This window comes from Bradyrhizobium sp. USDA 3311, from assembly GCF_054062495.1.
In genome coordinates this window covers 3,974,321-3,997,172 of the sequence record NZ_JBSSFI010000001.1, presented here as the reverse complement: position 1 = coordinate 3,997,172, position 22,852 = coordinate 3,974,321, and the positions used below count along the sequence as shown (strand labels likewise).

19 protein-coding genes are annotated in these 22,852 nt (G+C 64.7%); 2 read left to right on the top strand and 17 right to left on the bottom strand.

All coding sequences use genetic code 11. The features are described from left to right. Window positions 1-183: 183 nt before the first annotated feature. Both ACVWW6_RS18935 and ACVWW6_RS18930 read right to left on the bottom strand, forming a co-directional pair. Window positions 184-1,896, bottom strand: a complete 1,713-nt coding sequence (locus tag ACVWW6_RS18935) for a sulfatase-like hydrolase/transferase (RefSeq protein ID WP_456681227.1) — start codon at window positions 1,894-1,896, stop codon at window positions 184-186. 180 nt (window positions 1,897-2,076) lie between these two features. Next, window positions 2,077-2,799: a TetR/AcrR family transcriptional regulator gene (locus tag ACVWW6_RS18930; RefSeq protein WP_082755369.1), complete on the bottom strand. Its 723-nt coding sequence runs from the start codon at window positions 2,797-2,799 to the stop codon at window positions 2,077-2,079. A gap of 37 nt (window positions 2,800-2,836) precedes the next feature. Here ACVWW6_RS18930 and ACVWW6_RS18925 point away from each other — a divergent pair, with 37 nt between their 5' ends. After that, window positions 2,837-3,457, top strand: a complete 621-nt coding sequence (locus tag ACVWW6_RS18925; RefSeq protein ID WP_456681226.1) for a hypothetical protein — start codon at window positions 2,837-2,839, stop codon at window positions 3,455-3,457. 9 nt (window positions 3,458-3,466) lie between these two features. Here the strand turns inward: ACVWW6_RS18925 and ACVWW6_RS18920 are convergent, their stop codons facing one another. The 11 genes from ACVWW6_RS18920 to miaA all read right to left on the bottom strand — a co-directional run bounded on the left by ACVWW6_RS18920 (window position 3,467) and on the right by miaA (window position 17,722). Continuing rightward, on the bottom strand, window positions 3,467-4,318 hold the full coding sequence (locus tag ACVWW6_RS18920; RefSeq protein WP_456683169.1) for an SDR family oxidoreductase: 852 nt from the start codon (window positions 4,316-4,318) through the stop codon (window positions 3,467-3,469). Window positions 4,319-4,584: 266 nt separating this feature from the next. Next, window positions 4,585-5,685, bottom strand: a complete 1,101-nt coding sequence (locus ACVWW6_RS18915; RefSeq protein WP_456681225.1) for a DUF2336 domain-containing protein — start codon at window positions 5,683-5,685, stop codon at window positions 4,585-4,587. Window positions 5,686-5,736: 51 nt separating this feature from the next. After that, window positions 5,737-9,120, bottom strand: coding sequence for a bifunctional diguanylate cyclase/phosphodiesterase (locus tag ACVWW6_RS18910; RefSeq protein ID WP_231166562.1), 3,384 nt, complete (start codon window positions 9,118-9,120; stop codon window positions 5,737-5,739). A 356-nt stretch (window positions 9,121-9,476) separates the two neighbouring features. Next, a complete protein-coding gene (gene ilvC / locus ACVWW6_RS18905) occupies window positions 9,477-10,496 on the bottom strand; it encodes a ketol-acid reductoisomerase (protein WP_011089237.1) in 1,020 nt (339 codons plus the stop codon). Window positions 10,497-10,629: 133 nt separating this feature from the next. Continuing rightward, entirely contained in the window at window positions 10,630-11,232 is a 603-nt protein-coding gene (locus ACVWW6_RS18900; protein WP_028176170.1) for a LysE family translocator, read from the bottom strand. Between the two features lie 7 nt (window positions 11,233-11,239). Continuing rightward, entirely contained in the window at window positions 11,240-12,115 is an 876-nt protein-coding gene (locus ACVWW6_RS18895) for an EamA family transporter (RefSeq protein ID WP_028176171.1), read from the bottom strand. A gap of 69 nt (window positions 12,116-12,184) precedes the next feature. Beyond that, window positions 12,185-12,874 carry a class I SAM-dependent methyltransferase gene (locus ACVWW6_RS18890; RefSeq protein WP_011089240.1) on the bottom strand — a complete coding sequence of 230 codons (690 nt, stop codon included), beginning with the start codon at window positions 12,872-12,874 and terminating at the stop codon, window positions 12,185-12,187. A 3-nt stretch (window positions 12,875-12,877) separates the two neighbouring features. Continuing rightward, window positions 12,878-13,420, bottom strand: coding sequence for an acetolactate synthase small subunit (ilvN, locus tag ACVWW6_RS18885; protein WP_011089241.1), 543 nt, complete (start codon window positions 13,418-13,420; stop codon window positions 12,878-12,880). Between the two features lie 151 nt (window positions 13,421-13,571). Beyond that, window positions 13,572-14,552, bottom strand: coding sequence for a threonine dehydratase (locus ACVWW6_RS18880; protein WP_456681224.1), 981 nt, complete (start codon window positions 14,550-14,552; stop codon window positions 13,572-13,574). A 4-nt stretch (window positions 14,553-14,556) separates the two neighbouring features. Further along, the gene (locus tag ACVWW6_RS18875) at window positions 14,557-16,332 is read right to left on the bottom strand and encodes an acetolactate synthase 3 large subunit (RefSeq protein WP_011089243.1); all 1,776 of its coding nucleotides are present in this window, start codon (window positions 16,330-16,332) and stop codon (window positions 14,557-14,559) included. A gap of 433 nt (window positions 16,333-16,765) precedes the next feature. After that, entirely contained in the window at window positions 16,766-17,722 is a 957-nt protein-coding gene (miaA, locus tag ACVWW6_RS18870) for a tRNA (adenosine(37)-N6)-dimethylallyltransferase MiaA (protein WP_456681223.1), read from the bottom strand. 11 nt (window positions 17,723-17,733) lie between these two features. Here miaA and serB point away from each other — a divergent pair, with 11 nt between their 5' ends. Continuing rightward, window positions 17,734-18,639 carry a phosphoserine phosphatase SerB gene (gene serB / locus ACVWW6_RS18865; RefSeq protein WP_456681222.1) on the top strand — a complete coding sequence of 302 codons (906 nt, stop codon included), beginning with the start codon at window positions 17,734-17,736 and terminating at the stop codon, window positions 18,637-18,639. A gap of 141 nt (window positions 18,640-18,780) precedes the next feature. Here serB and ACVWW6_RS18860 read toward each other — a convergent pair whose 3' ends face one another. From ACVWW6_RS18860 to hflK, 4 genes are all read right to left on the bottom strand, one after another. Continuing rightward, window positions 18,781-20,304 (bottom strand): Do family serine endopeptidase, encoded by a 1,524-nt coding sequence (locus tag ACVWW6_RS18860; RefSeq protein WP_011089246.1) that lies wholly within the window; start codon window positions 20,302-20,304, stop codon window positions 18,781-18,783. Window positions 20,305-20,447: 143 nt separating this feature from the next. Next, window positions 20,448-20,654: a DUF2065 domain-containing protein gene (locus ACVWW6_RS18855; RefSeq protein WP_011089247.1), complete on the bottom strand. Its 207-nt coding sequence runs from the start codon at window positions 20,652-20,654 to the stop codon at window positions 20,448-20,450. 74 nt (window positions 20,655-20,728) lie between these two features. Further along, window positions 20,729-21,625, bottom strand: a complete 897-nt coding sequence (gene hflC, locus ACVWW6_RS18850; RefSeq protein ID WP_011089248.1) for a protease modulator HflC — start codon at window positions 21,623-21,625, stop codon at window positions 20,729-20,731. Then, the gene (gene hflK / locus ACVWW6_RS18845; RefSeq protein WP_011089249.1) at window positions 21,622-22,764 is read right to left on the bottom strand and encodes an FtsH protease activity modulator HflK; all 1,143 of its coding nucleotides are present in this window, start codon (window positions 22,762-22,764) and stop codon (window positions 21,622-21,624) included. The genes hflC and hflK overlap by 4 nt, the downstream gene beginning before the upstream one ends. Between the last annotated feature and the right edge of the window lie 88 nt (window positions 22,765-22,852).

The window sequence follows — 22,852 nt, the reverse complement described above, 5'->3', positions numbered from 1 at the left end:
ATTTATTCGGTGTCGTCCTGGCGAAGGCCAGGACCCATTACCCCAAGGCTTGGTTATGTGGACGGTACTAGCAGCTCGCTCGATTTGATAGATCACGCGGTATGGGTCCTGGCCTTCGCCAGGACGACATTGGAGAGACATGGACGCTCCAAAAAACGCCCCCTCGCAAAACTCGTCAGAACGCTACAGCCCCCGGATCATCCCCGCATTGATCAGCAGCCGGTTGAGCCGCCGCGCCTCGGCGCCGTCCTTGCAGCCGTAGAAGATACCCTTGCAGCGGAGCATGATGTCCTTTTGCACGGCGAAGGACGGGTCGAGCGGGATGCCGGCGGCTTCCTGGATCACCAGCGGCAGATAGGGCCCGTCGATCGTATCCATCACGGCCTCGCTTCTGACCGGCTCGAAATTGACGGCGTCGATCGCGTAGTAGGTCGCGTAGAGACGCGGATCGTAGGCGTCGAGCTTCTTGCCGATGGCGCCTTCGTCGAGCCCGGGCTCGAGGATGTTCGGCGCAAACTCGGGCTGATGGTCGCCATAGCGCACGATCAGGAAGGGCTCGCCGGGAAACGTCTTCTTCAGCCCCGCGACGAAAGCCCTGTACTGCTCGGCGCTCATCGCCTGCCGGCGCAGATATTCGTCGATGGAAGCCACATTGCCCGGCGCGCGCCAGTTCGGCAGCAAATCGGGACGGAAGCGCGTCTCCCAGGGGAAATGATTGGCGCCGAGATAGATGAAGGTGAACAGCGGCTTGTTCGGCGTCCGCTCACCCATCAACCGGAGCGCCTTGTCGTAGAAGAACGAGTCCGGTTCGACGTCCTTGGCGCCGAGGTCCTTGGAATCGAGGAAGCGTTCGACGCCGGTCGTCATCTGGAAGCTGCGTGCGCCCATGAAACCGCCATAGGCGGGATAGAGCGACAGGGTGTCGTAGCCGCAGCGGCGCAGCGCCAGCGGCAGGCCGCGCTCGACGCGGCCGGTTGCGATGCGCGTCACGAAATACGCGAAGCGGCCGAACGAGCGCGAGGAGAGGCCGGCGAGCACATTGTACTCGGTGAACCAGCTCGGCCCGCCATTGCTCTCGGCCAGAAACGTGCGCTGCTTGCCGTCCCATGACTTGAAGTGGCTGCCATAGCCCTGCGGCACCTTGATGCCCTGGGCGGCGCGGATGTCGAAGCTCGATTCATCATGGATCATGATGATGTTCGGCCGGCGGCCCGCAGGGTGGCAGGCGTCCACCAGCGGCATGTTGAGCCGCTCGTTGGTCGAGGCGGCCGATTCCATGAAGCCGTACTGCGCGAAGTCGGACACCGCGCTGACGCCGGAGCGGAAGAACTTCGAGAGATAGCCGTCGTCGTAATATCCGCGCCAGGCCTCGTCCGGATGATAGAGCGAATAGCCGACCAGCGCGGCGAGACAGGCGAGCTTGCAGGCGAGCGCCGGCAGGCGGCGGATGCGGAACGGATCGAGCCACCACAGCGCGTACATAAGCGGCAACGTGACGAGACCGGCCAGGATCACCGACCAGCGCAAATTCGGGAAGATCGTGAACAGGAACGCGACGGTGTCGCGGTCGATCATCATCAGGTCGATGAAGTTGACCGTCATCTGCACGACGTCGTGCTTGAGCCGCGACAGCAGCACCAGCACGACGACCAAGGTCAGCGACAGCGCGCCCGACAGCGCCGGCCGGCGCAGCAGCGTGATCCAGAAGAAATTGAGAATGCCCCAGGCGAGCGCGAAGGAGAGGCGCGAGCCGAAATCGGTCTCGGTCTCGTACATCAGCGCGAGCGCCGCCAGATGCGGCGCGGCGACCGCGAGCAGCCGCCAGATGCCGAGCGCGGCAACGCTCGCGAGCACGGCAGTCGTGGCAGAAGGACCTGGATTGGGCGCGGACGCCATCGACGACACGCAACAGCTGGTCCGGCACGATGATCCTAGCCGTCTGGCCGGCCCGAAGGCGACTAGGGCGTCCGGCGCAGCCGGAAGCCTGCACCGTGTCATAAAACTGTAACGGAACAGTCAAGGACAGGCAACGCGCGCCTCGATCCGACCTTCGCTTATTCCTGGCGGCGGGCGACGCTAGCGCCTGGCAATCCCGGCGATGAACAGGTCGATGACCCCTTCCGCCATCCGCTCGACCTCCCCCTCCTCCACGCCCCAGCGCGGAAAGTGGCCGTCGAGATTCATCCGGGCAAAACCGTAGACCAGGGCGCGACCGGCGATCTGGATGCGCTTGAGGTCGGCCGACGGCAGCAGACCCTGCTCCGCCGCCTCGGCCAGCATCTGCTCCGTCAGAGCGATCAACTCGGCATTGTCGCGCGTCAGCTCCGCGGAGCTGCCATGGGCGAAATAGCGCCCCGTGGAGATGATCTCGAAATGTGCGGGATTGCGCATCGCCCAGCGCAGATAGGCAAGGCCGAAGGCGCGGAAGCGGCCGAGCGGATCGGCGGCCGGAGCCTCGCCCAGCGCCTTCTCGATCTCCGCACGAAAGCGCCGCTGCGCCTCCCCGGCCACCGCCGCCATCAGCGCGTCGCGGTTGGGGAAGTGCCGGAACGGCGCGCCCGGCGATACCGCGGCCCGGCGCGCGGCCTCGCGCACGGAGACCTCGGCGCCTTCGGCCGCCAGTTGCAGCGCAGCATCGATCAGCACGCGGCGAAGGTCGCCGTGGTGGTACGGCCGGACCTGGGATGTTTGGCGGCGGGTGCGCGGCCTGGAGGTCTGACGGGCGGGCATCCGGCCTTCTAGCATCACCCGAACGTGAATGTAAGCAGCGATTACACCATTGACGGATATGCCGGCCATAAATGTAATCGATGATTACATAAGGGAGGAGACCACCATGTCACAACGTCAAAGCTGGCTCGAAGGCTGGAGGCTGCTGGCCGCCCTCACCCTCAGCCTGATCGTCCTCAGCCTGTGGATCGCCTCGATGCGGCAATTCGAGGTCGAGGGCGTGCGGATGGTGATCCGCTTCACGGCGCGCAGCTCGCTCATGCTGTTCTGTCTCGCCTTCGGCGCCGCGGCTCTCGCCCGGCTCTGGCTCAATGCCTGGACGCGCTGGCAGCGCCGCAACCGCCGCTATCTGGGCTTGAGCTTCGCCGCCTCCCACGCGATCCACGCGGTTGCGATCGTCGCGTTCGCCAATATGGATCCGGCCGACTTTGCGGAGGCGACCTCGGCCGCCTCCTACATCTTCGGCGGCATCGGCTATGCCTTCATCATCGCGATGAGCGCGACCTCGTTCGACCGCACCGCCGCGCTGCTCGGGCCGCGCGCCTGGCGCGCGCTGCACCTCACAGGGGGCTATTACCTCTGGCTCCAGTTCATGGTGTCGTTCGGCAAGCGCGTGCCGGCGATGCCGCTCTATGCCGCTTTCCTCCTTCCGCTGCTCGCCGTGATTGCGCTGCGGCTGATCGCGATGGCCGCCCATCCGCGCGGACGGACCGTCGCGGCGCGCTGAAGCGGGGCGTCACCCCTGCGGCAACAGCCCAAGCTGCTTGGCGATGATCCGATCGAGCGTCCGTTTCGGCTGCACGGCCCCGATCAGATGCCGCATCGGGTTGGGCGTGATCTGGTAGCGCACCTTGGGGCTTGCCGCGGTCAGCGCCTCGAACACGATCTCGGCGATGCGCTCGGCGGGCAGGCCCTTCGCGCCGAGCGCCAACATGAACGCCATGACCTTGTTGAGCGCCGGCAGATAGGGCGAGTTCTGGTAGACGGAGAGATCGATCTCTTCAGCCTTGCTCCAGATCGGCGTCTTCACCGCGCCGGGGGCGACGATGATGACGTCGATGCCGAACAGCATCAGCTCGCGGCGCAGGCTTTCCGACAGTCCCTCGATCGCGTGCTTGGAGGTGCAGTAGGGCGCCGACAGCGGATTGCCGTTCTTGCCTGCGACCGAGCTGATCATCACGATCCGCCCCTTCGGCCCCTTCAGCGACGGGTCCGCGCCGAGCAGCGGCCCGAAAGCCTGCGTCGCGATCACAGGGCCGATGACGTTGATGTCCATCTGGCGGCGGAAATCATCGACCGACAATTCGAGCACGGGACCGGCCACCGCGACACCGGCATTGTTGACGAGGCCGGCCAGCGTCTCGCCGCCCAGCGCCTCGCGGACGTTTCGCGCAGCAGCGAGGACTGCCGCCTCGTCGGTGACGTCGAACAGGACCGGTGTGAAGTTGGCGCCGAACTCACCCGTGAGCCGGTCGGCGTCGGCCTGCTTGCGGACGCTGCCGAACACGCGATAGCCGCGCCCGACCATGAATTTCGCAATGGCCCAGCCGATGCCGGTGGACGCGCCGGTGACGACGACAGATCGCATGGTCATTCCCCAAAAGTTCCCGCGATCATGCAGGAGGAAGGCACCGGTGCGCAATGCCGCCCAGCTCTCAAGCAGGCGCGGCAGATGTCGGTTCTTAGGATGAAGCGGCGCGCGAACGTCGGGAAATGAGATTGTTTGCGCCTTGAAAAGGCGGATGAAGAGCCGAATCCTTGTCTCTGAAGGCGCCGAGCTTTTGGCGATCGCGAAATTCTGAAAAAATCTGAAAAACGGCGCGAGACCAGGAATGTGGTTTGGGTTCGCGTCCGCTAGTGGACAGGACCCTGGCCGGCCCGCTCGCGGAGCCGGTAGAATTGGAGCGCGGCCTTCGCAGTATTTGGCTTCAACCGGAGGAAGCTTGCAAAGCACTGCTCCAATCGTTCTTTCGCCTCGTGGGGTGAACCGGGCTGAAACGTCAAGATCGCCTTCGTCGTGTCCCAGGACAGACCGATCGCCTTCGCAAGAATGAGAATCTGCTCGGGCTCGGAGCGGACCAGCGCACGCTCGATCGCTCCGATCGGCAGATCGCTCATGAGCGACAGCGCGACGGCGGTCTTGTCGAAGCTCCGCTCGCCGATGAAGTCGAGCACGTGTGCCTCGTCGAGTTGCCCACCCGAATGTAGCGACCTCACCTCGGCCAACGCCCGGGCATGTTCGCTCGAGCCTGCCCGGGCCATCGTATGAAGCTCATCGGAGCTCTCCGCAATGGCACTCCGGATCAGCGCCGCCTGGCGCGGATCGGCCGCCTCCAGCTTGCGCCTCACCATCTCGGACGCATGGACGAACAATTTCAGCAAGCTCGCGCGCGGGATATCGGGGCGAGCCCAGATGCAGATGGCGAGCGCGCCATGGTACCGGGCCCGGCCGGTGAGCCGGGACATTCCCTGGACCGAGAACCTGGCCCCACCGTTACCGGCTGTCCGCACCGCGACGTCGCTGTTGCCGCGTTCGACCAGGACGTCGGTGACGGGTTCCGTCAACTGGCTGCGGCCGGCGATGGCCAGCAGGTGATCCTGGCTCTTGGTCCGCGCGTTCTCCGCCAACGTCACCTCGTCGAGCCGTGGTGAGTGCTCCAGCACCGGCGCGGCCACCTCGGGCGCATCGTCAAACGCCAGCAAGCGGATCGTCCGTAGTGGCGCGTCAGGCAATCTGGAAAGCCGGCCCCCGAAGGTCGCCCGCGCGGTGCATTCGATATTCCTGAGAAGCGTGCTCATCACCTCGTCGAACAGATCGATCTGCACGTCGCTGAACTTGCCCGAGCCCAACACGAAGAGATCGGCGACTTGACGCAGAAGCTCGGCGCGCTTCGACAGTTCCGGGCTCGCCAGCGCGATCTCGAGTTGATCGATCAGGCCGTTCGCCAAATTCATCTCTCGTGACCCTGGGGTTGAGTTGCCTGCGTTCCGACGGAGGTCATGAGATCACGCGACGTTTTGTGCCGGCAACGGCAAATCGAAACTGATTTCAGAGTTCGGCACGGGTCGCCCGAATAGGTATCCCTCGACGAAGTCCACACCCGCTGCTTGAAGAGCCTCGAATTGCGAAGGGGTCTCGACGCCCTTGGCGACCGTGGCGACACCGAGACCGCGCGCCAATGCGACCGCGGAGGCAATGACCGCGGCGCAATCCCTTCGCGTCGTGCAGTCCTTCACGATCGCGCGGTCGATCTTGAACTTGTCGAATGGGAAGCTCTGGAGGTAGCTCGCCGCGGAATAGCCTACACCGCAATTATCGAGGACGACGCCGACACCGAGGTTTTTCAGTTGCCGGACCGTCAGCAGGTGGGCCGCAAGATTCCCGTCCAGGAGCGCAGCGTCCGGTATTTCGAGTTCGAGCCGCTCGGGCGACAATCCCGACTCGACCAGCGCGCACAGGACGACGTCGAGCACGTTGCTCCTGTGGAACTGGGCGGCGCTCATGTTGACGGCGACCCTGATGTGCGCTGGCCAGGCAGCCGCGTCCAGGCAGGCCTGTCGCAATATCCATTCACCGAGCGGCACCATCAGTCCGGCCTGCTCGGCGACACCGAGGAACAGGAAAGGCGCCAGCACACCCTTCGAAGGGTGATGCCAGCGCACGAAACATTCCAGGCCCGTCATCGCGCGCGTTCTGGCGTCGATCACCGGCAGGTAGTGCAGCTCGAACTCGTTGCGGGCCATCGCTTCCCGCAGTTCGCCTTCCATCGACTTCTGTGTGTCCGCAGCTTCCGTCATTTCGGGCTGGAAGATGCGGAAATCGTTTCGGCCGGCAGACTTCGTCGCGTAGAGCGCGACATCCGCCTTCTGCAGCAACGTCTCGGCGTCGGCGCCGTGCTCCGGCGCGAAGGCGATGCCGACGCTGGCGCCGACGCTGACGCGATGGCCGTCAAGATCGACGGGTTGCTCGATCAGGCCGATGATCCTCAGAGCGAGAGCAATCGCGCCCTCGCTCTGATTTTTTTCGTTCTCCTGGATGATCGCGAATTCGTCACCGCCGAGCCGCGCCAGCACATCGGTATCCCGCAACGACGAACTCAGCCGCCGCGCAACCTCGACCAGCAACTGGTCGCCCGCGGCGTGACCGAGCGTATCGTTGACGGCCTTGAACCTGTCGAGATCCAGCATCAGCACGCTGAACGTCGTGCCATGACGCTGCGACCGCTTTGCAGCATCGTCGAGCTTTTCGGAGAACACGGCGCGGTTCGCAAGACCCGTGAGCAGATCGTGCTGCGCCAGATAGGCGATACGCTTCTCGTTTCTCGCCCGATCGGTAATATCCTCGTGGGTCGTGAGCCAGCCGCCATCCTGCATCATGTGGCGCGCGATCGCGACCACCCTGCCGTCGGCAAGTTCCCGGATCTCGCTCAGCTGCTTCACGTTCTGGCTGAGATAGACGTCCGGCGCGACGTCGGCAAAATACGTCCCTTTTTCGCGCCGATATTCGAGAATCTGCGCCAGCGAAGTGCCTGGCCCGATCTGATCGCCGCTCAGATGATAAATTTCGGCATAGCGCGCGTTCGAGACCACGATCCTCTGGTCAGCATCGAACATGCAGAGCCCCTGGGACAGGTTGTTGAGGGCAGCATCGAAGCGCATATTGATCGCCTCCAGCTCCGCTGCCTTCTGGGCCAGCATCTGCTCGCCGCGCTTCTGCTCGGTGACGTCTTCGTGCGTCGCAACCCAGCCGCCGTCCGGCAGCGGCTTGCGCTGGATCAGGATCTGGCGGTGGTCTTTCAACGCGTAGTCCTGCTGTCGCTGGGTCGGCATGATCTGGACATGCTGGTCGACCGAAAGCGAGCTGGTTTCACCGCGATCCGCATAGTGCTGCAATATCCGCTGCAGCGGCGTGCCTGGCTGTACCAGTTCGTCCGGCAGATCGTACATCTGCTGGTAACGGTTATTGGAGACGACCAGGTTCTTATCGGCGTCAAACAGGCACAGGCCCTGATTCATGTTGTTGATCGCGACATCGAACCGCGTGTTGATGAGCTTCAGCTCGGCGGCATTTTCGGCCAGCAGGATCTCGTCTCGCCGCCTCTCGGTGATGTCCTGATGAGTCGCGACCCAGCCGCCATCGGCCATGGGCGTTCGCAGGATCGAGATGATCCGGCCATCGGCAAGCGTGAGTATCCGCGGCGCCCGGTGCTTTGCGCCCTCGAGGAATTCCTCCGCGTCCAGTTCGGCTCCCGTTGCCTTGTAGTGGCCGACGATGCTGCTGAGCGGCGTTCCAGGTTCGACCTGCGACTCCGTGAGATCATACATCTCGCGGTAACGGCTGTTGGCGACCAATAGCCTCTCGTCGGCGTCAAACATGCTGAGCCCATGCGGCATGTTGCTCAACGCAGCATCGAACCGGGCACTCGCAGCCGCAAGCGCATTCGTTTGCCGCCGCAGCAGGAATGTGCCGATCAGAATAATGGTGACGATCGCGGCAGCCAGCGGGCCGAAGGTGTAGAGATGCCGGTACAGCGGCTGCAATACGTAACTACGCGAGTAAGTCACCACCAGAACCAGCGGCAGGCCGGACACGGCCTTGTACCCTGCGATGCGCGTGACGCCGTCGACGGGGCTGGTGAGCTCGTATGAGCCCGACTCGGAGACCGGCAGATACTGGGTGAAGAGCGGGCCGCCCGCAACCGACATGCCCAAAACGTTGCTCTGTTCCGGAACGCGCGCCAGGATCCGCCCGACGCGATGGAGCAGGACGACCGAGCCGTCCTGCCCCAGATCTATCTTGCGGTAGATCTTGAGGAGAAAAGATTGATCGAGCGGTGCAGTGACGATGCCCGCAAAGCTCCCGTCCGGGTTGTTCAACCGGCGCGACGCCGCGCTGAACCACTTGTCGCCGCCGGCCGAACGATAGGGTGGCGCAACGAACAATCCGGTGCCGGCGCCATCGCGCTGCGCGATGAAGTGCGACATGTCGGAGATGTTGCTGCGCGGCGGCGCGTGCTCGTAGGAATGCGCAACGACCGCGCCGGACGCATCGGTCCAGCCGACCGCGACGAGAATCGACGAGCTCTTGACCAGTTGACGCAACGCGGCATTGGCCGCACCGGGATCGGCGTATATTCCGGACAAGGCGCCCTTGCGGATCGCCTGCGCCTCGAGCAGCACTCGATCGATGTCTTCGAACGTCACCGCGGCATGCTCGGCAAGAATGGCCGAGAGATTGAGCGCGTCGGTTTTCGCTGATGCGACCGCTTCTCGATAACGGATGCCCAGATCAACGAGAAACAGGGCGACGACAACGAGCGAAAACAGCAAGCCCAGGATCGTGACGGACGATCCCGGCGATCCGGCCAGCCTTCGCCAAGCGTTCAGCATTGTCCATCTGCAATACGAGCAATGGCTCACCCTCGCTCGGCCGCGCTAAGATTTGGTTGATCTGCCTATCGCAATTCGATCCCGTAGTCGTACGGAAATCAGGTCAGCAACGGTGCCCTAATACTTGGGGAGCGCTGAAAAACATCCATGCTGCTGCAAAACCGAGGTCGGTTTCGGCCGGAGCTTCGCGCCGCGCGGGGGGAGCGGCGCGCACGATCAGCGAGATCACACCGGTGCGAGGCGGACATCGCCTGGCCGCTTCAGACCGGGACTGCTCCATGCAGACCCCGGAAGCTGGTGAATATGGATCGAGTTCCGGGGGGCGCGACTTCGTCACGCCCCCGGAATGACGGTGCTTAGTTCTTGCTCTTGTCGACCAGCGCGCCCTTCTTGATCCAGGGCATCATGTCGCGGAGTTTCGCGCCGACTTCCTCGATCGGATGCGCGGCGAGCTTGGCGCGGGTCGCCTTGAACGAGGTCTGGTTGACCTTGTTCTCGAGCATCCAGTCGCGGGCGAACTTGCCGCCCTGGATGTCGGCGAGAACGCGCTTCATCTCGGCCTTGGTCTCGGCAGTGACGATGCGCGGACCCGTGACGTACTCGCCATACTCGGCGGTGTTGGAGATCGAGTAGTTCATGTTGGCGATGCCGCCTTCATAGATCAGGTCGACGATCAGCTTCACTTCGTGCAGGCACTCGAAATAGGCCATCTCCGGGGCGTAGCCGGCTTCGACCAGGGTCTCGTAGCCGCCCTTGATCAGCTCGACCAAGCCGCCGCAGAGCACGACCTGCTCGCCGAACAGGTCGGTCTCGCACTCTTCCTTGAAGGTGGTCTCGATGATGCCGGCGCGGCCACCGCCGACCGCAGAGGCGTAGGACAGGCCGAGGTCGTGGGCGTTGCCCGAGACATCCTTGGCGATCGCAATCAGGCAGGGCACGCCGCCGCCGCGCTGATACTCCGAGCGCACAGTGTGGCCGGGGCCCTTCGGCGCGATCATCAGCACGTCGAGGTCGGCGCGCGGGTCGAGCAGGTTGAAGTGGACGTTGAGGCCGTGGGCGAACACGAGGGCGGCGCCCTTCTTCATGTTGTCGTGCAGGTGCTCGCGATAGATATCGCCCTGGAGTTCGTCCGGGGTCAGCATCATAACGAGGTCGGCCCATTTGGCGGCTTCGGCGACATCCATCACCTTGAAGCCGGCAGCTTCCGCCTTCTTAACCGAGCTCGAGTCCTTGCGCAGCGCAATGGCGACTTCCTTGACGCCGGAATCCTTCAGGTTGAGCGCATGGGCGTGGCCCTGGCTGCCGTAGCCGACGATGGCGACCTTCTTGCCCTTGATCAGGTTCAGGTCGGCGTCGCGATCGTAATAAACACGCATAGGTCGTTTCCTCGTTCAGGGCCGAAATCGGCCGATGGTCAGTGTCCGAAGGGTGAAATTTGCGGATTTCGGGGGCTGTCTAGAGCATTTTCAGCCCTGAGGGAAACCCGTTTCTGCATGGAAATCCGCGACATCATGCATCCATGAAAACGGGGTAGAGGGAGGCCAGCAGCAGGATCGCCATCAGGATATTGAAGGCGCGGACCAGCCGCTCGGAGGTCAGGATCGGCCGCAATGCAGTGCCGAACAGCGCCCAGACCACGGTCGAGACCGTGCCGACGAGCAGGCTGATCAGGGTCTGGATCACGATGTTGATGGGAAACCGGGCAATCGCCGCATAGGCGGTGATGGTGCCGATCACGATCACCCAGCCCTTGGCGTTGATCCATTGGAACATGGCCGCGCCCCAGAAGGTCATCGGGCCGCGGCCATCTTCCTCGCCCGGCTTGGTCGGGCCGGACATGGCGATCACGGCGGCAAGATAGATCAGGTAGACCGCCCCGGCATATTTCAGAATGGTCTGGAGGATCGGATAGGCCAGGAACACGGTGCCGAGCCCGACGCCGACGGTGGCGACCATGAAGGCAAAGCCGATGACGATGCCGACGATGTGCGGGATGGTGCGGCGGAAGCCATAGGTCAGGCCCGACGCCAGCAGCATGATGTTATTCGGCCCGGGGGTGAAGTACATCACCACCATGAAGGCGAGGAAGGCATAGAAGAGCGAGTAGGCCATATTCACCTCACGCCGTCTTCGGCAGGATTTGCGGACGCCTCGCCAGCACCATCACGGCGATACCGCCGATCACGGTCAGCATGCCGGCGAGGCGCAGCGGGCCGAACCGTTCGCCGAATACGATGCTGGAGGCGGCGGAGCCGACGAACGGCACCAGCAGCGCGAATGGCACCACCTGGGCCGCGGGATAGTCGCGCAAGAGGCGGCCCCACAGCCAATAGGCGATGCTGGTGGAAATGCCGCCGAGCATCAGCATGCAGAGCGCCGATGTCAGGGACATGTGCATCAGCGACGTCCAGGTCGACGCCGGCCCGTTGGCGATCAGCGCTAGCACGAACAGCGGCACGGCCGAGGCGACGCACAGCCAGGCGAAGAGATCGAACATCGGCACGCCACGAGCGCCGCGCAGCAGCAGATTGCCGATGGCAAAGCTGATCGGCGAGATCATCAGCACCGCAAAGGCGGCAACGCTGAAATCGTAGCCGACGGTGCCGCAGATCATCAGCAGGCCCGCTGCGGCAATGACGATGCCGAGCGTCTGCACTTGTGTCGGCCGCTCGCCGAAGGCGATCGCGGCGAAGCCGATCGTGAACAGCGCCTGGCTCTGCACGACGACACTGGTCAGCCCCACCGGCACGCCATGGGCGATGCCATAGGCCTGGCTCAGGAACTGGCCGAGAAACAGCGTGAAGCTGATCGCGATCAGCAGCGACCATGCGACCTTCGGCTTGGGAATGAACAGGCACGGCACCGCAGCAATAATGAAGCGCATCGCCGTCATCAGCTCCGGCGAAAACTCGTCGAGCGCGATCCGGCTCGCCACGAAGGCAAGCCCCCAGATGATCGCCACCAGGAGGGCGATGAGGATGTCGGCCGGCTTCATTGTTGTTTCCGGTTCTGCCCTGTCGTGCAGCCCTGTTTCTTGTTCTGGTCTAGCCTTGCTCGCCGGCCTTTACGTGGAAGGATTGGGTTTCCGCAGCAGATAAGTGCCGTGCATCGGCGCGTGATAGTCGGCCGAGACCAGCGTGAAGCCGACATCGGACAGCATCCGCTCCATCACCCAGCCGAAGGTGGAATATTCGTCGCGCATATGCGTGACCACGCCCTCGCGCGAGAAATCGTGGTTCTTGATCTGGAATTCTGCCCACTGCTCGACGTCGCGCTCGACCGCGTCGGGCATCGAGGCATAGACGATGTCGCGCAGATAGAAGCTCGCCCCCGGCTTCAGCGCGCGGAAGATCCGCGACATCGCCACCACCTTCCAGAAATCCGGCAGATGATGCAGCGTGAACTCGCTGACGATCAGATCGTAGGATTCCGGCCGGTAGGCGAAGCTGAGCAGGCCGGCCGACTGCGTGCGCACGGGCGCCTTGCGGTCCCGGGCATAGATCTCGGCGAGCGCCAGCATCGCCGGCGAGATGTCGATGGCATCGACCTCGGCGCCCATCAGCGCAGCTTCGGTGGCGAGCACGCCGTTGCCGCAGCCGATGTCGGCGATGCGCCAGCCGCGCTGGACACCGAGCATTTTCAGGGCGGCGCGCGCCCGCAGATCGGCATCGTCGTGGCTGTCGTAGATCGACGCCACCGCGGGCTCGATGCCCATCCGGTTCCGCTCGTTGTAGTACCAGTCGCGCGCCAGCATGGTTCACATCCCTTCAGGCCCGCGGCCGATCGCGGCAACGCCCGTGCGCGACACCTCGACAAGGCCGAGCGGGCGCATCAGGTCGATATATTGATTGATCTTGTCCGTATTGCCTGTGATCTCGAACACAAAGCTCTCGGTGGTGGCGTCGATCACGCGGGCGCGGAACGCATCCGCCAGGCGCAGCGCCTCGACCCTGTGCTCGCCCTGCCCGCGCACCTTCACCATCGCCAGCTCGCGCTCGATCGAGCGCTTGGTCTGGGTCATGTCGACAACGCGGTAGACCGGGATCATGCGGTCGAGCTGGTGCTTGATCTGCTCGATCACCATCGGCGTGCCCGTGGTGACGATGGTGATGCGCGATAGATGCTTCTGCGCCTCGGTCTCCGAGACCGTGAGGCTCTCTATGTTGTAGCCGCGCCCGGAGAACAGGCCGATGACGCGCGCGAGCACGCCGGGCTCGTTCTGCACGAGCACCGAAAGCGTATGCGTCTCGTTGGGATCGTGGCGATCCTCGATGAAATAGGCCGATGCGGGCTGGTTCATTGTCGTCCCCTCTATTCTTCCATGTCATGCCCCGCGAAGGCGGGGCATCCAGTAACCACCGGCGCCGAGATTCCCACGACGGCCGCGGCGTACTGGATCGTCCGGTCAAGCCGGACGATGACAGCGGAGCTCTTGGCAAGTGCTGGGGTCATCACGCGACCACTCTCTGGGGCGGCGCATCCGCCATCACCCATCGCTTGAACAGGTCGAAATCGATATTGCCGCCGGACAGCACGAGACCGACGCGCTTGCCTGACAGTTTTGTCTTCTCCTGAAGCGCCGCGGCGAGCGCGGCGGCACCGGCGCCTTCGGCGAGATTGTGCGTATCACTCCAGTAGGCGCGGATCGCGGCGGCGACCTCGTCGTCGGTCACCTGCACGATGCGCGAGGCGCCCTTCCGGATCAGCGCGAACGCGTCTGCGTCGGGAATGCGCGTTGCCATGCCGTCGGCCAGCGTGTTGCTGGTCTTCGTCGTCACGATCTTGCCGGCCGCGAACGACAGCGCATAGGACGGCGCTTCGGTCGACTGCACGCCGACGATCTCGGTCTTCAGGTCCAGGAGGTCGCGTGCCATGATGCAGCCGGAGATTCCAGAGCCCTGCCCGATCGGCACATAGAGAACATCGAGATCTGGCGCCGTCCGGAACAGTTCGAGCGCATAGGTGGCGACGCCGCGCACGAGATCCGGATGGAACGACGGCACCATGTGCAGGCCGGTAAATTGGGCGCGCCGTTGCGCCTCCTCGGCGGCCGCTTGAAAATCCTCGCCATGCTCGACGAGTTCGGCGCCAAAGGCCTTCATCGCCCGGTTCTTCTCGACCGAGTTGCCGCGCGGCACATAGATCACCGCAGGCACGCCGTGGCGGCTCGCCGCGAACGCCAGGCTCTGGCCGTGATTGCCGCGCGTCGCCGAGATGATGCCCGGGGTATTCGGCCGCTCACGCTTGAGCCGATCGAGATAAACGAGGCCGCCGCGCACCTTGAAGGCCCCGATCGGCGTGTGGTTCTCGTGCTTGACGACGACCTCGGTGCCGAGACGCTGGGCGAGCAGCGGCCAGGCGTGCGCCGGCGTAGCCGGCACCGCCTGCCCCACAATGTCGAGTGCGCGCTCGAGCTCCTTCAGGTCGAACATGACGTCACACCAGCGCCTTGCCGCCCGCGAACGCCTTGGCCGTCGCCTCGTCGTTCGCCTGCTCCGGCAACAGCATCTCGTTGTGCGCCTTGCCGGAGGGGATCATCGGGAAGCAGTTTTCCAGCGCAGCGACGCGGCAGTCGAACAGCACCGGGCGCTTGACCGAGATCATCTCCTGGATGGCGCCGTCGAGATCTGAAGGCTTGTGCACCTGGATGCCGACGCCGCCATAGGCTTCCGCGAGCTTGACGAAATCCGGCAGCGCCTCCGAGTAGGAATGCGACAGGCGGTTGCCGTGCAGCAGCTGCTGCCACTGCCGCACCATGCCCATGTACTGGTTGTTCAGGATGAAGATCTTGATCGGCAGCTCGTACTGGACCGCCGTCGACATCTCCTGGATCGTCATCTGCACCGAGGCATCGCCTGCGATGTCGATGACGAGGCTGTCCGGGTGCGCCACCTGCACGCCGACCGCGGCAGGCAGGCCGTAGCCCATGGTGCCGAGCCCGCCCGACGTCATCCAGCGATGCGGCTCCTCGAAGCCGTAGAACTGCGCCGCCCACATCTGGTGCTGGCCGACCTCGGTCGTGATGTAGGTATCCCGGCCGCGCGTCGCCTCGAACAGGCTCTGGATCGCGTGCTGCGGCAGGATGATGTCGTTGCTCTTCTTGTAATAGAGCGAGTTGCGGGCGCGCCACTGCGCGATCTGCTGCCACCACGCCTTGACGTCCGGCTTCTTCGCCTCCGCCTTGAACACCTGGAGGATGTCGCCGAGGATGTTGCCGCAATCGCCGATGATCGGCACGTCGACACGGATGTTCTTGTTGATCGAGGACGGGTCGATGTCGATGTGGATCTTCTTCGAGCCCGGCGAGAACGCGTCGACACGGCCGGTGATGCGGTCGTCGAAGCGCGCGCCGACGCACAGCATGACGTCGCAATCATGCATCGTCATGTTGGCCTCATAGGTGCCGTGCATGCCGAGCATGCCAAGCCAGTTCTTGCCCGACGCCGGATACGCGCCGAGGCCCATCAGCGTCGAGGTGATCGGAAAGCCGGTGACCTCGACCAGCTCGCGCAGCAGCTTGGTCGCCTCCGGGCCGGAATTGATCACGCCGCCGCCGCTGTAGATCACGGGACGCTTGGCGTTCGCGAGCAGCGAGACGGCCTTGCGGATCTGCGTCGCATCGCCCTTCACGCGCGGCGCGTAGGAGCGGTGAACGTCGGACTTGCGCGGCGGATGATAGGTGCCGGTCGCGAACTGCACGTCCTTGGGCACGTCGACCAGCACCGGGCCCGGACGGCCCGTGGTCGCAACGTAGAACGCCTCGTGCAGGACCTTTGCAAGGTCGTTGACGTCGCGCACCAGCCAGTTGTGCTTGGTGCAGGGACGCGTGATGCCGACCGTGTCGCATTCCTGGAACGCATCGTTGCCGATCAGATGCGTCGGCACCTGGCCGGAGATGCAGACCAGCGGAATCGAGTCCATCAGCGCGTCGGTCAGCGGCGTCACCATGTTGGTGGCGCCGGGACCGGAGGTCACCAGCGCAACGCCTGGCTTGCCGGTCGAGCGCGCATAGCCCTCGGCGGCGTGGCCCGCGCCCTGCTCGTGGCGGACCAGGATGTGCTGGACCTCGCTCTGCTGGAAGATCTCGTCATAGATCGGAAGCACCGCGCCGCCGGGATAGCCGAAGATGTCGGTCACGCCGTGATCGATGAGCGCGCGAACGATCATCGCGGCGCCGGTCATCTGGTTCGGATCGTGGCTCTTGTCGCTCATTGGCTTGCTCCGGATGCGCTGTTGCCAGCGGCTTCATTCGTGTCGGGTTCGGGAAATAAAAAAGGCCCCGAAGAGGGCCCATGCACACCGCCTGTCATGTGGATGGCAGCTAGCCATCCCCGGCGGTGTGCCTGGGTACGACGGCGATAAGGAGTTTGGTAATAATGTTACGCATGGCAGGCGCCCGGCTTCCCAAAGGTTGCGCGAAACATAGCGGCCAAAGCCCGGATGTCAAGGCGATGCGGCCGTCCCCGCGCGATTTTGGCAGTGTAGCGGTGTTCCCGGGGTTCGGCGAGAGGTAAATTCGGGGAACCCGGCGCAAAAGCACGTCGCCTACGCCGTCATTCCGGGATGGTCCGCAGGACCAGACCCGGAATCCCGAGATTCCGGGTTCTCGCTTTGCGAGCCCCGGAATGACAGCGCATAGGAGGCCTCAACCCTCGTCCTGCGCCGCATTCACGATCGCCGCGAGCCAGCCCCTCGCCTCCTCCGGCTTCACCCATTCGAACTCCGGCAATTGGTGCCGGAACCAGGTGAATTGCCGTTTGGCGTAATGGCGGGTGTCGGCGCGGCCGATCGTGGCCGCCTCGTCCAGGCTGAGTTCACCGCGCAAATGCCGGATCAGGGCCGGCACGCCATGGGCCTTCATCGCCGGCAGCAGCGGATCGAGCTGCCGGGCGGCGAGGCGCTCGACCTCCCTCAAGGCGCCGGCGCCGAGCATGGCGTCGAAGCGGGCATCGATGCGGGCATAGAGCTCGTCGCGCCCGGGGGCGAGAAATACCGCGTGAAAACTGTCCCTGGGCAACAGCGGCGGCTGGCCCTCCTGATGCCAGTCCAGCAGCGAGCGCCCGGTCGCCTCGATCACTTCGAGCGCGCGCGCGATCCGCGTGCGGTCACGCAGGTTCAACCGCTCGGCCGCACGCGGATCGCGGGCCGCGAGTTCCGCATGCAGCGCCTCGACGCCGTTCCGCTCCAGCCGCGCGCGCACGTCTTCGCGCACCTCGGCAGGGATCGGCGGCACCACCGACAGGCCCGCGGTCAGCGCCTTGAAATAGAGCCCGGTGCCGCCGATGAAGATCGGCAGGCGGCCTTCGGCTCGCGCCCCTTCGAGCGCCTTGGCTGCATCGTTCACCCAGGCGCCGGCCGAGAAATTCACGGCGGCATCGACATGGCCGTAGAGGTGATGCGGCACGAGCGCCTCGTCTGCCCGTGTGGGGCGCGCCGTGATGATGCGCAGGTCGCGGTAGACCTGCATGGAATCGGCATTAATGACGACGCCGCCGGCGGCGAGCGCCAGCTCGAGCGCCAGCGCCGACTTGCCGCTGGCGGTCGGGCCTGCGATAAGCACGGCCTTGCCAATAGGCCTTCTGCCGACTTGCCCCTCGCTCACGAAAACCTCAAATGTCCCTGGTCGCCACGCTGATCTGCAATCCCGATAGTCCCGCGCTCGACTCTACCATCGTCCACGGCGCCCGCGCCGTGCTGCCTCAGGCGGCGCCGGCGCACTGGCTGTTCGACGGGGTTGCGGTCGATATTCCCTTCGGCGCCGACAGTAACCTCGAAGGCGACCGTCACGCCATCGAACAGCGGTTGCGCGAGCTTCGCGGCGACCTGCCGATCGACATCGTCGTGCAGCCAGCCGGCGTCCGGCGCAAGAAGCTTTTTCTGGCCGACATGGATTCCACCATGATCGGCCAGGAATGCATCGACGAGCTCGCAGATCTCGTCGGGATGAAGGCCCATGTCGCCGCCATCACCGAACGCGCGATGCGCGGCGAGATCGAGTTCGAGCCGGCGCTGCGCGAGCGCGTTGCGCTTCTGAAGGACCTTCCCGCCAGTGTCGTCGACGAGGTGCTGGAAAAGCGCATCACGCTGACGCCGGGCGGCCGCACACTGGTCGCGACCATGCGGGCGCACGGCGCCTATACCTGCCTCGTCTCCGGCGGCTTCACCCTGTTCACGAGCGCGGTCGCCGCCAGGATCGGTTTCCAGGAGAACCGCGCCAACGAGCTGATCGTGCGCGACGGCAAGTTCACCGGCGAGGTCAAGGAGCCGATCCTGGGCCGCGCGGCCAAGCTCGCGACGCTGGTGGATTTGATGGAGTCGTTCGATCTCGACGACGTCGACTCGGTCGTGGTCGGCGACGGCGCCAACGATCTGGCGATGATCCAGGCGGCGGGACTGGGCGTGGCCTATCATGCCAAGCCGGCGGTGGCCGCTGCGGCTGCTGCAAAGATCGACCACGGCGATCTCACCGCGCTGCTCTATGCTCAGGGGTATCGGCGCGAGGAGTTTGTGGAGGGGTAGCCTCCTCCCCGCTGTCATCGCCCGCGAAGGCGGGCGATCCAGTATTCCAGAGACAGTGCGGCTAGAACCGAGAGGCCGCGGCGTACTGGATGCCCCGCCTTCGCGGGGGGCATGACAGTTGAGTGCGGGGCGTATCGCCCCTTACTGCACGCTCAGCGCCACGAACCGCAGCTCGCCGTCGGCGTTGGAGACCAGCAGCAGCACCGACTTCTTGCCGTCCTTCTTGAGCTGGTCGACCCGCTTCTGGATGTCGGCGCCGCTGGAGACGACCTCCTGTGCCACCTCGACGATGACGTCGCCGGCGGACAGGCGCTTCTCGGCGGCGTCGGAATTGGCGTCGACATTGGTGACGACCACGCCCTTGACGCTGTCCTTGATCTTGTAGCGCGTGCGCAGGTCCTTGTTCAGCACGGCGAGATCGAGGCCGAGCGCCTTCTGGGTCACCGGCTTCTCCGGCGCGGGCTCGTCGGTCTTCACCGCGGCCTGCACCTTGTCGGGATCCTGGAGGCGGCCGAGCGTGACCTTCTTGGTCTCCTCCTGGCCCTTGCGGATGATGATGACGTCGACCTCCTTGCCGACCGCTGTGTCGGCGACGACGCGGGAGAGATCCTTCGGGTCCTTGACGTCCTTGCCGTCGAACTTGACGACGACGTCGCCGGGCTCGATGCCGGCCGGCTTGGCCGGGCCCTTGTCGTCGACGCCGGCAACCAGCGCGCCGCGCGGCGGCTTGATGTTGAGGCTCTCGGCAATCTCATCGGTGACGCTCTGGATGCGCACCCCCAGCCAGCCGCGGCGCAATTCGCCGAACTGGCGGAGCTGGTCGACGACGCCCATGACCGTCTTCGACGGCACGGCGAAGCCGATGCCGATCGAGCCGCCGGATGGCGAGATGATCAGCGTGTTGACGCCGATGACGTCGCCATCGAGATTGAACAGCGGACCGCCGGAATTGCCGCGGTTGATGGCGGCGTCGGTCTGGATGTAGCTGTCATAGGGACCCGAGGAGATGTCGCGGTTCTTGGCGGAGACGATGCCGGCCGTCACCGTGCCGCCCAAGCTGAACGGGTTGCCGATCGCGACCACCCAGTCGCCGAGACGCAGCTTGTCGGAATCGCCGAACTTCACCGCGACCAGCGGCTTCGTCGGCTTGAACTTCAACACGGCCAGGTCGGTCTTCTTGTCGACGCCGACCAGCTCGGCCTTGATCTTGGTGCCATCGTTGAGGATGACGTTGATCTCGTCGGCGTCCGCAATGACGTGGTTGTTGGTGACGACGACGCCTGATGTGTCGATGATGAAGCCGGAGCCGAGCGAGTTGGTCTTGCGGGGCGGGCCGTTGTCGCCGCCCTTGCCGCCACCGGGGCCGCCGGGACCCCTGCGGTTCTTGAAGAAGTCGTCGAAGAACTCCTCGAAGGGCGAGCCGGGCGGCAGTTGCGGCATGGTGTTGCTGCCGCCGCCCTTGGCTTCGACGGTCTGCGAGGTCGAAATGTTGACGACCGCGTCGATCACCTTCTCGGCGACGTCGGCGATGCCCTCCGGTCCACGCGCCTGAGCTGGCGTGCCGAACGCGCCGAAAGCACTGACGGCGAGCGCGGCCAGCCCAATTCTCACGCCAAGTCGCGCACGATGGCGCAAGCGGGACGGGGCAATGATGGCAGCGGTCATTGTGATCTCCAGAAAAAGGGATTCGGCGTCAAGACTGCGCTCGAACGGGGGGACGGCGCAAGCGCGGAGCTTCACGGGCCTCAAGACCCGGATAATACGGCGAAAACCGGTCCCTTGCCTTCACTTTGGCGTTGGCGCGAGGCCTAAATCGGACGCCGCATCACCCAGATCAGGATCAGGCCGACCACGGCCGAACCGATCCCGACCGCCCGCAGGACGTTGTCCGGCGTGGCGATGGCGCTCTTCATGGCCTTGCGCATCCAGTTCGGACTCGCCGCGAACATCAAGCCTTCCAGCACGAACAGGATGCCTAAGCCGATGAGGAAGTCGGCGAACGCAATGGACCTCATCGGATTGGAACCTCCCGTGGTGCTGTTCTTGTCTGGACGAAGGGCGGCCAGACCTGCCGCCGCCCTTGTCTAGCTTACGGCTTTGCCGGCGTCGCGGTCGCCGCCTTGCCGGACGGGTTACCAAAGAACCGGAAGAAATCCGAGTCCGGCCGCAGCAGGAAGCGGGTGTCGTTCGACTTCAGCCCGTTCTCATAGGCCGTCATCGACCGGTAGAAGGCGAAGAAGTCAGCATCCTTGCCGTAGGCTTCCGCAAACAGGCGGTTGCGCTCGGCGTCGCCGACGCCGCGGGTCTGCTCAGCCAGCGATCTGGCTTCCGCCTCGATCACGGTCGCTTCGCGGTCGGCCTTGGAGCGGATCTCCTGCGCCTTCTGGCCGCCCTGCGCCCGGAACTCGGCGGCTTCCCGCTCGCGTTCCGTCTTCATGCGCTGGTAGACCGCCTGGCTGTTCTGCTCCGGCAGGTCGGCGCGGCGAATCCGGACGTCGACAACCTGGATGCCGTAACCGTCGGCCTCGCGATCGAGCTGGTCGCGGATACGCAGCATCAGCTTCTCGCGGTCGTCGCGCACCACGTTGATGAAGGTGACCTCGCCGAGCACGCGGCGCAGCGCCGCGTTCAGGAGCGTGGTGAGCTGGATGTTGGCAGCCTGGATCGAGCCGACACTCTGATAGAAGCGCAGCGCGTCCTTGATGCGGTAGCGCGCGAAGGCGTCGACCACGAGCCGCTTCTGGTCGGATGCGATCGCTTCCTGCGACGGGTTCTCCAGATCGAGGATCCGCTTGTCGATGTTGATCACCGAATTCCACGGCGCCTTGAAGTGCAGACCGGGATCGGTGACGACGTCGACGGGCTTGCCGAACTGAAGCACGATGGTCTGCTCGGTCTGCTGCACCGTGAATAGCGACATGTAGCCGACGATCACGACGAGCAGGAGCCCGAGGAGGGTGACGATACCTGTGACCGGAGACCTCATCGGCTGCCTCCGCTCGATTGCTGACCGGCGGCGGGCGGCCGCTTCGTCGTCAATTCGCCCAGCGGCAGATAGGGCACAACGCCCTGGCCCGAGGGGCCGCCGTCATAGACGAGCTTGTCCGCGCCGCCGAGCACGCGCTCCATCGTCTCCAGATAGATCCGTTCACGCGTCACTTCGGGCGCCTTCTTGTATTCCTCGTAAACCTTCAGGAAGCGCGAGCTCTGGCCCTTGGCCTCGGCAACCGCCTGCTCCTTGTAGCCCTCGGCGGCCTGCATGATCTGCGCCGCACGTCCGCGCGCCTGCGGCACCACCTGGTTGGCGTAGGTCTGTGCTTCGTTCTGCAGCTGCTCGAGATTGGCGCGCGCCGCCTGCACGTCGCGGAAGGCGTCGATCACCTGCGCCGGCGGATCGACCTTCTGCATCTGCACCTGGCTGATCTGAATGCCGGCGCCGTAGCTGTCCAGAGTCTTCTGGATCAGTTCCTGCACGCCCTGTTCGGTGACGTTGCGCGCGCCGGTGAGGATCGGCTGGATCTGCGAGCGGCCAATCACCTCGCGCATCGCGCTCTCGGCGACCGCCTTCACAGTGCCTTCGGGGTTCTGGATGTTGAAGAGGAAGTCGCCGACGCCGCCGGTGTCGGGCTTGATGCGCCATAGCACGGTGAAGTCGACGTCGACGATGTTCTCGTCACCGGTGAGCATCAGGCTCTCTTCGGGCACGTCGCGAATGGAGCGGCCGCGCCGCGCCGGATCGTCGATCAGCGTCATGCCGATGGAGATGGTGTTGACGCGCAGCGCCTTGGGCAGCAGCACTGTCTCGATCGGATAGGGCAGATGATAGTTCAGGCCCGGATCCACGGTGCGGACATGCTTGCCGAAGCGCAGCACGACGCCGCGCTCCTCGGACTGCACGCGGAAGAAGCCCGACAGCAGCCAGAACGCGATGATGATCAGGATGATCAGCGTGATGCCGACGCCGGAGAAATAGCCACCCGGCATGATCTGCTGAAGGCGGTCCTGGCCGCGCCGCAGAAGGTCTTCCAGATCCGGAGGCCTCGGCCCGACCGGTTGCGGGCCTGAGCCCCATGGTCCCTTTGGACCCGAGCCCCATGGGCCACCGCCCTGATTCTTCCACGGCATTCGACGCTCTCCTCGGCAGGGTGGAATTGCCCCTGCCCGCTTTGTCCGGTCCGGCTTTATAGGGGACAGGCAGGTCCCTTACAACGCA

Coding starts and splice junctions, on each gene's coding strand:
- ACVWW6_RS18935 (WP_456681227.1), bottom strand. CDS start 1,896: ATGGCGTCCGCGCCCAATCCAGGTCCTTCTGCCACGACTGCCGTGCTC.
- ACVWW6_RS18930 (WP_082755369.1), bottom strand. CDS start 2,799: ATGGCCGGCATATCCGTCAATGGTGTAATCGCTGCTTACATTCACGTT.
- ACVWW6_RS18925 (WP_456681226.1), top strand. CDS start 2,837: ATGTCACAACGTCAAAGCTGGCTCGAAGGCTGGAGGCTGCTGGCCGCC.
- ACVWW6_RS18920 (WP_456683169.1), bottom strand. CDS start 4,318: ATGCGATCTGTCGTCGTCACCGGCGCGTCCACCGGCATCGGCTGGGCC.
- ACVWW6_RS18915 (WP_456681225.1), bottom strand. CDS start 5,685: ATGAATTTGGCGAACGGCCTGATCGATCAACTCGAGATCGCGCTGGCG.
- ACVWW6_RS18910 (WP_231166562.1), bottom strand. CDS start 9,120: ATGCTGAACGCTTGGCGAAGGCTGGCCGGATCGCCGGGATCGTCCGTC.
- ilvC (WP_011089237.1), bottom strand. CDS start 10,496: ATGCGTGTTTATTACGATCGCGACGCCGACCTGAACCTGATCAAGGGC.
- ACVWW6_RS18900 (WP_028176170.1), bottom strand. CDS start 11,232: ATGGCCTACTCGCTCTTCTATGCCTTCCTCGCCTTCATGGTGGTGATG.
- ACVWW6_RS18895 (WP_028176171.1), bottom strand. CDS start 12,115: ATGAAGCCGGCCGACATCCTCATCGCCCTCCTGGTGGCGATCATCTGG.
- ACVWW6_RS18890 (WP_011089240.1), bottom strand. CDS start 12,874: ATGCTGGCGCGCGACTGGTACTACAACGAGCGGAACCGGATGGGCATC.
- ilvN (WP_011089241.1), bottom strand. CDS start 13,420: ATGAACCAGCCCGCATCGGCCTATTTCATCGAGGATCGCCACGATCCC.
- ACVWW6_RS18880 (WP_456681224.1), bottom strand. CDS start 14,552: ATGTTCGACCTGAAGGAGCTCGAGCGCGCACTCGACATTGTGGGGCAG.
- ACVWW6_RS18875 (WP_011089243.1), bottom strand. CDS start 16,332: ATGAGCGACAAGAGCCACGATCCGAACCAGATGACCGGCGCCGCGATG.
- serB (WP_456681222.1), top strand. CDS start 17,734: ATGTCCCTGGTCGCCACGCTGATCTGCAATCCCGATAGTCCCGCGCTC.
- ACVWW6_RS18860 (WP_011089246.1), bottom strand. CDS start 20,304: ATGACCGCTGCCATCATTGCCCCGTCCCGCTTGCGCCATCGTGCGCGA.
- ACVWW6_RS18855 (WP_011089247.1), bottom strand. CDS start 20,654: ATGAGGTCCATTGCGTTCGCCGACTTCCTCATCGGCTTAGGCATCCTG.
- hflC (WP_011089248.1), bottom strand. CDS start 21,625: ATGAGGTCTCCGGTCACAGGTATCGTCACCCTCCTCGGGCTCCTGCTC.
- hflK (WP_011089249.1), bottom strand. CDS start 22,764: ATGCCGTGGAAGAATCAGGGCGGTGGCCCATGGGGCTCGGGTCCAAAG.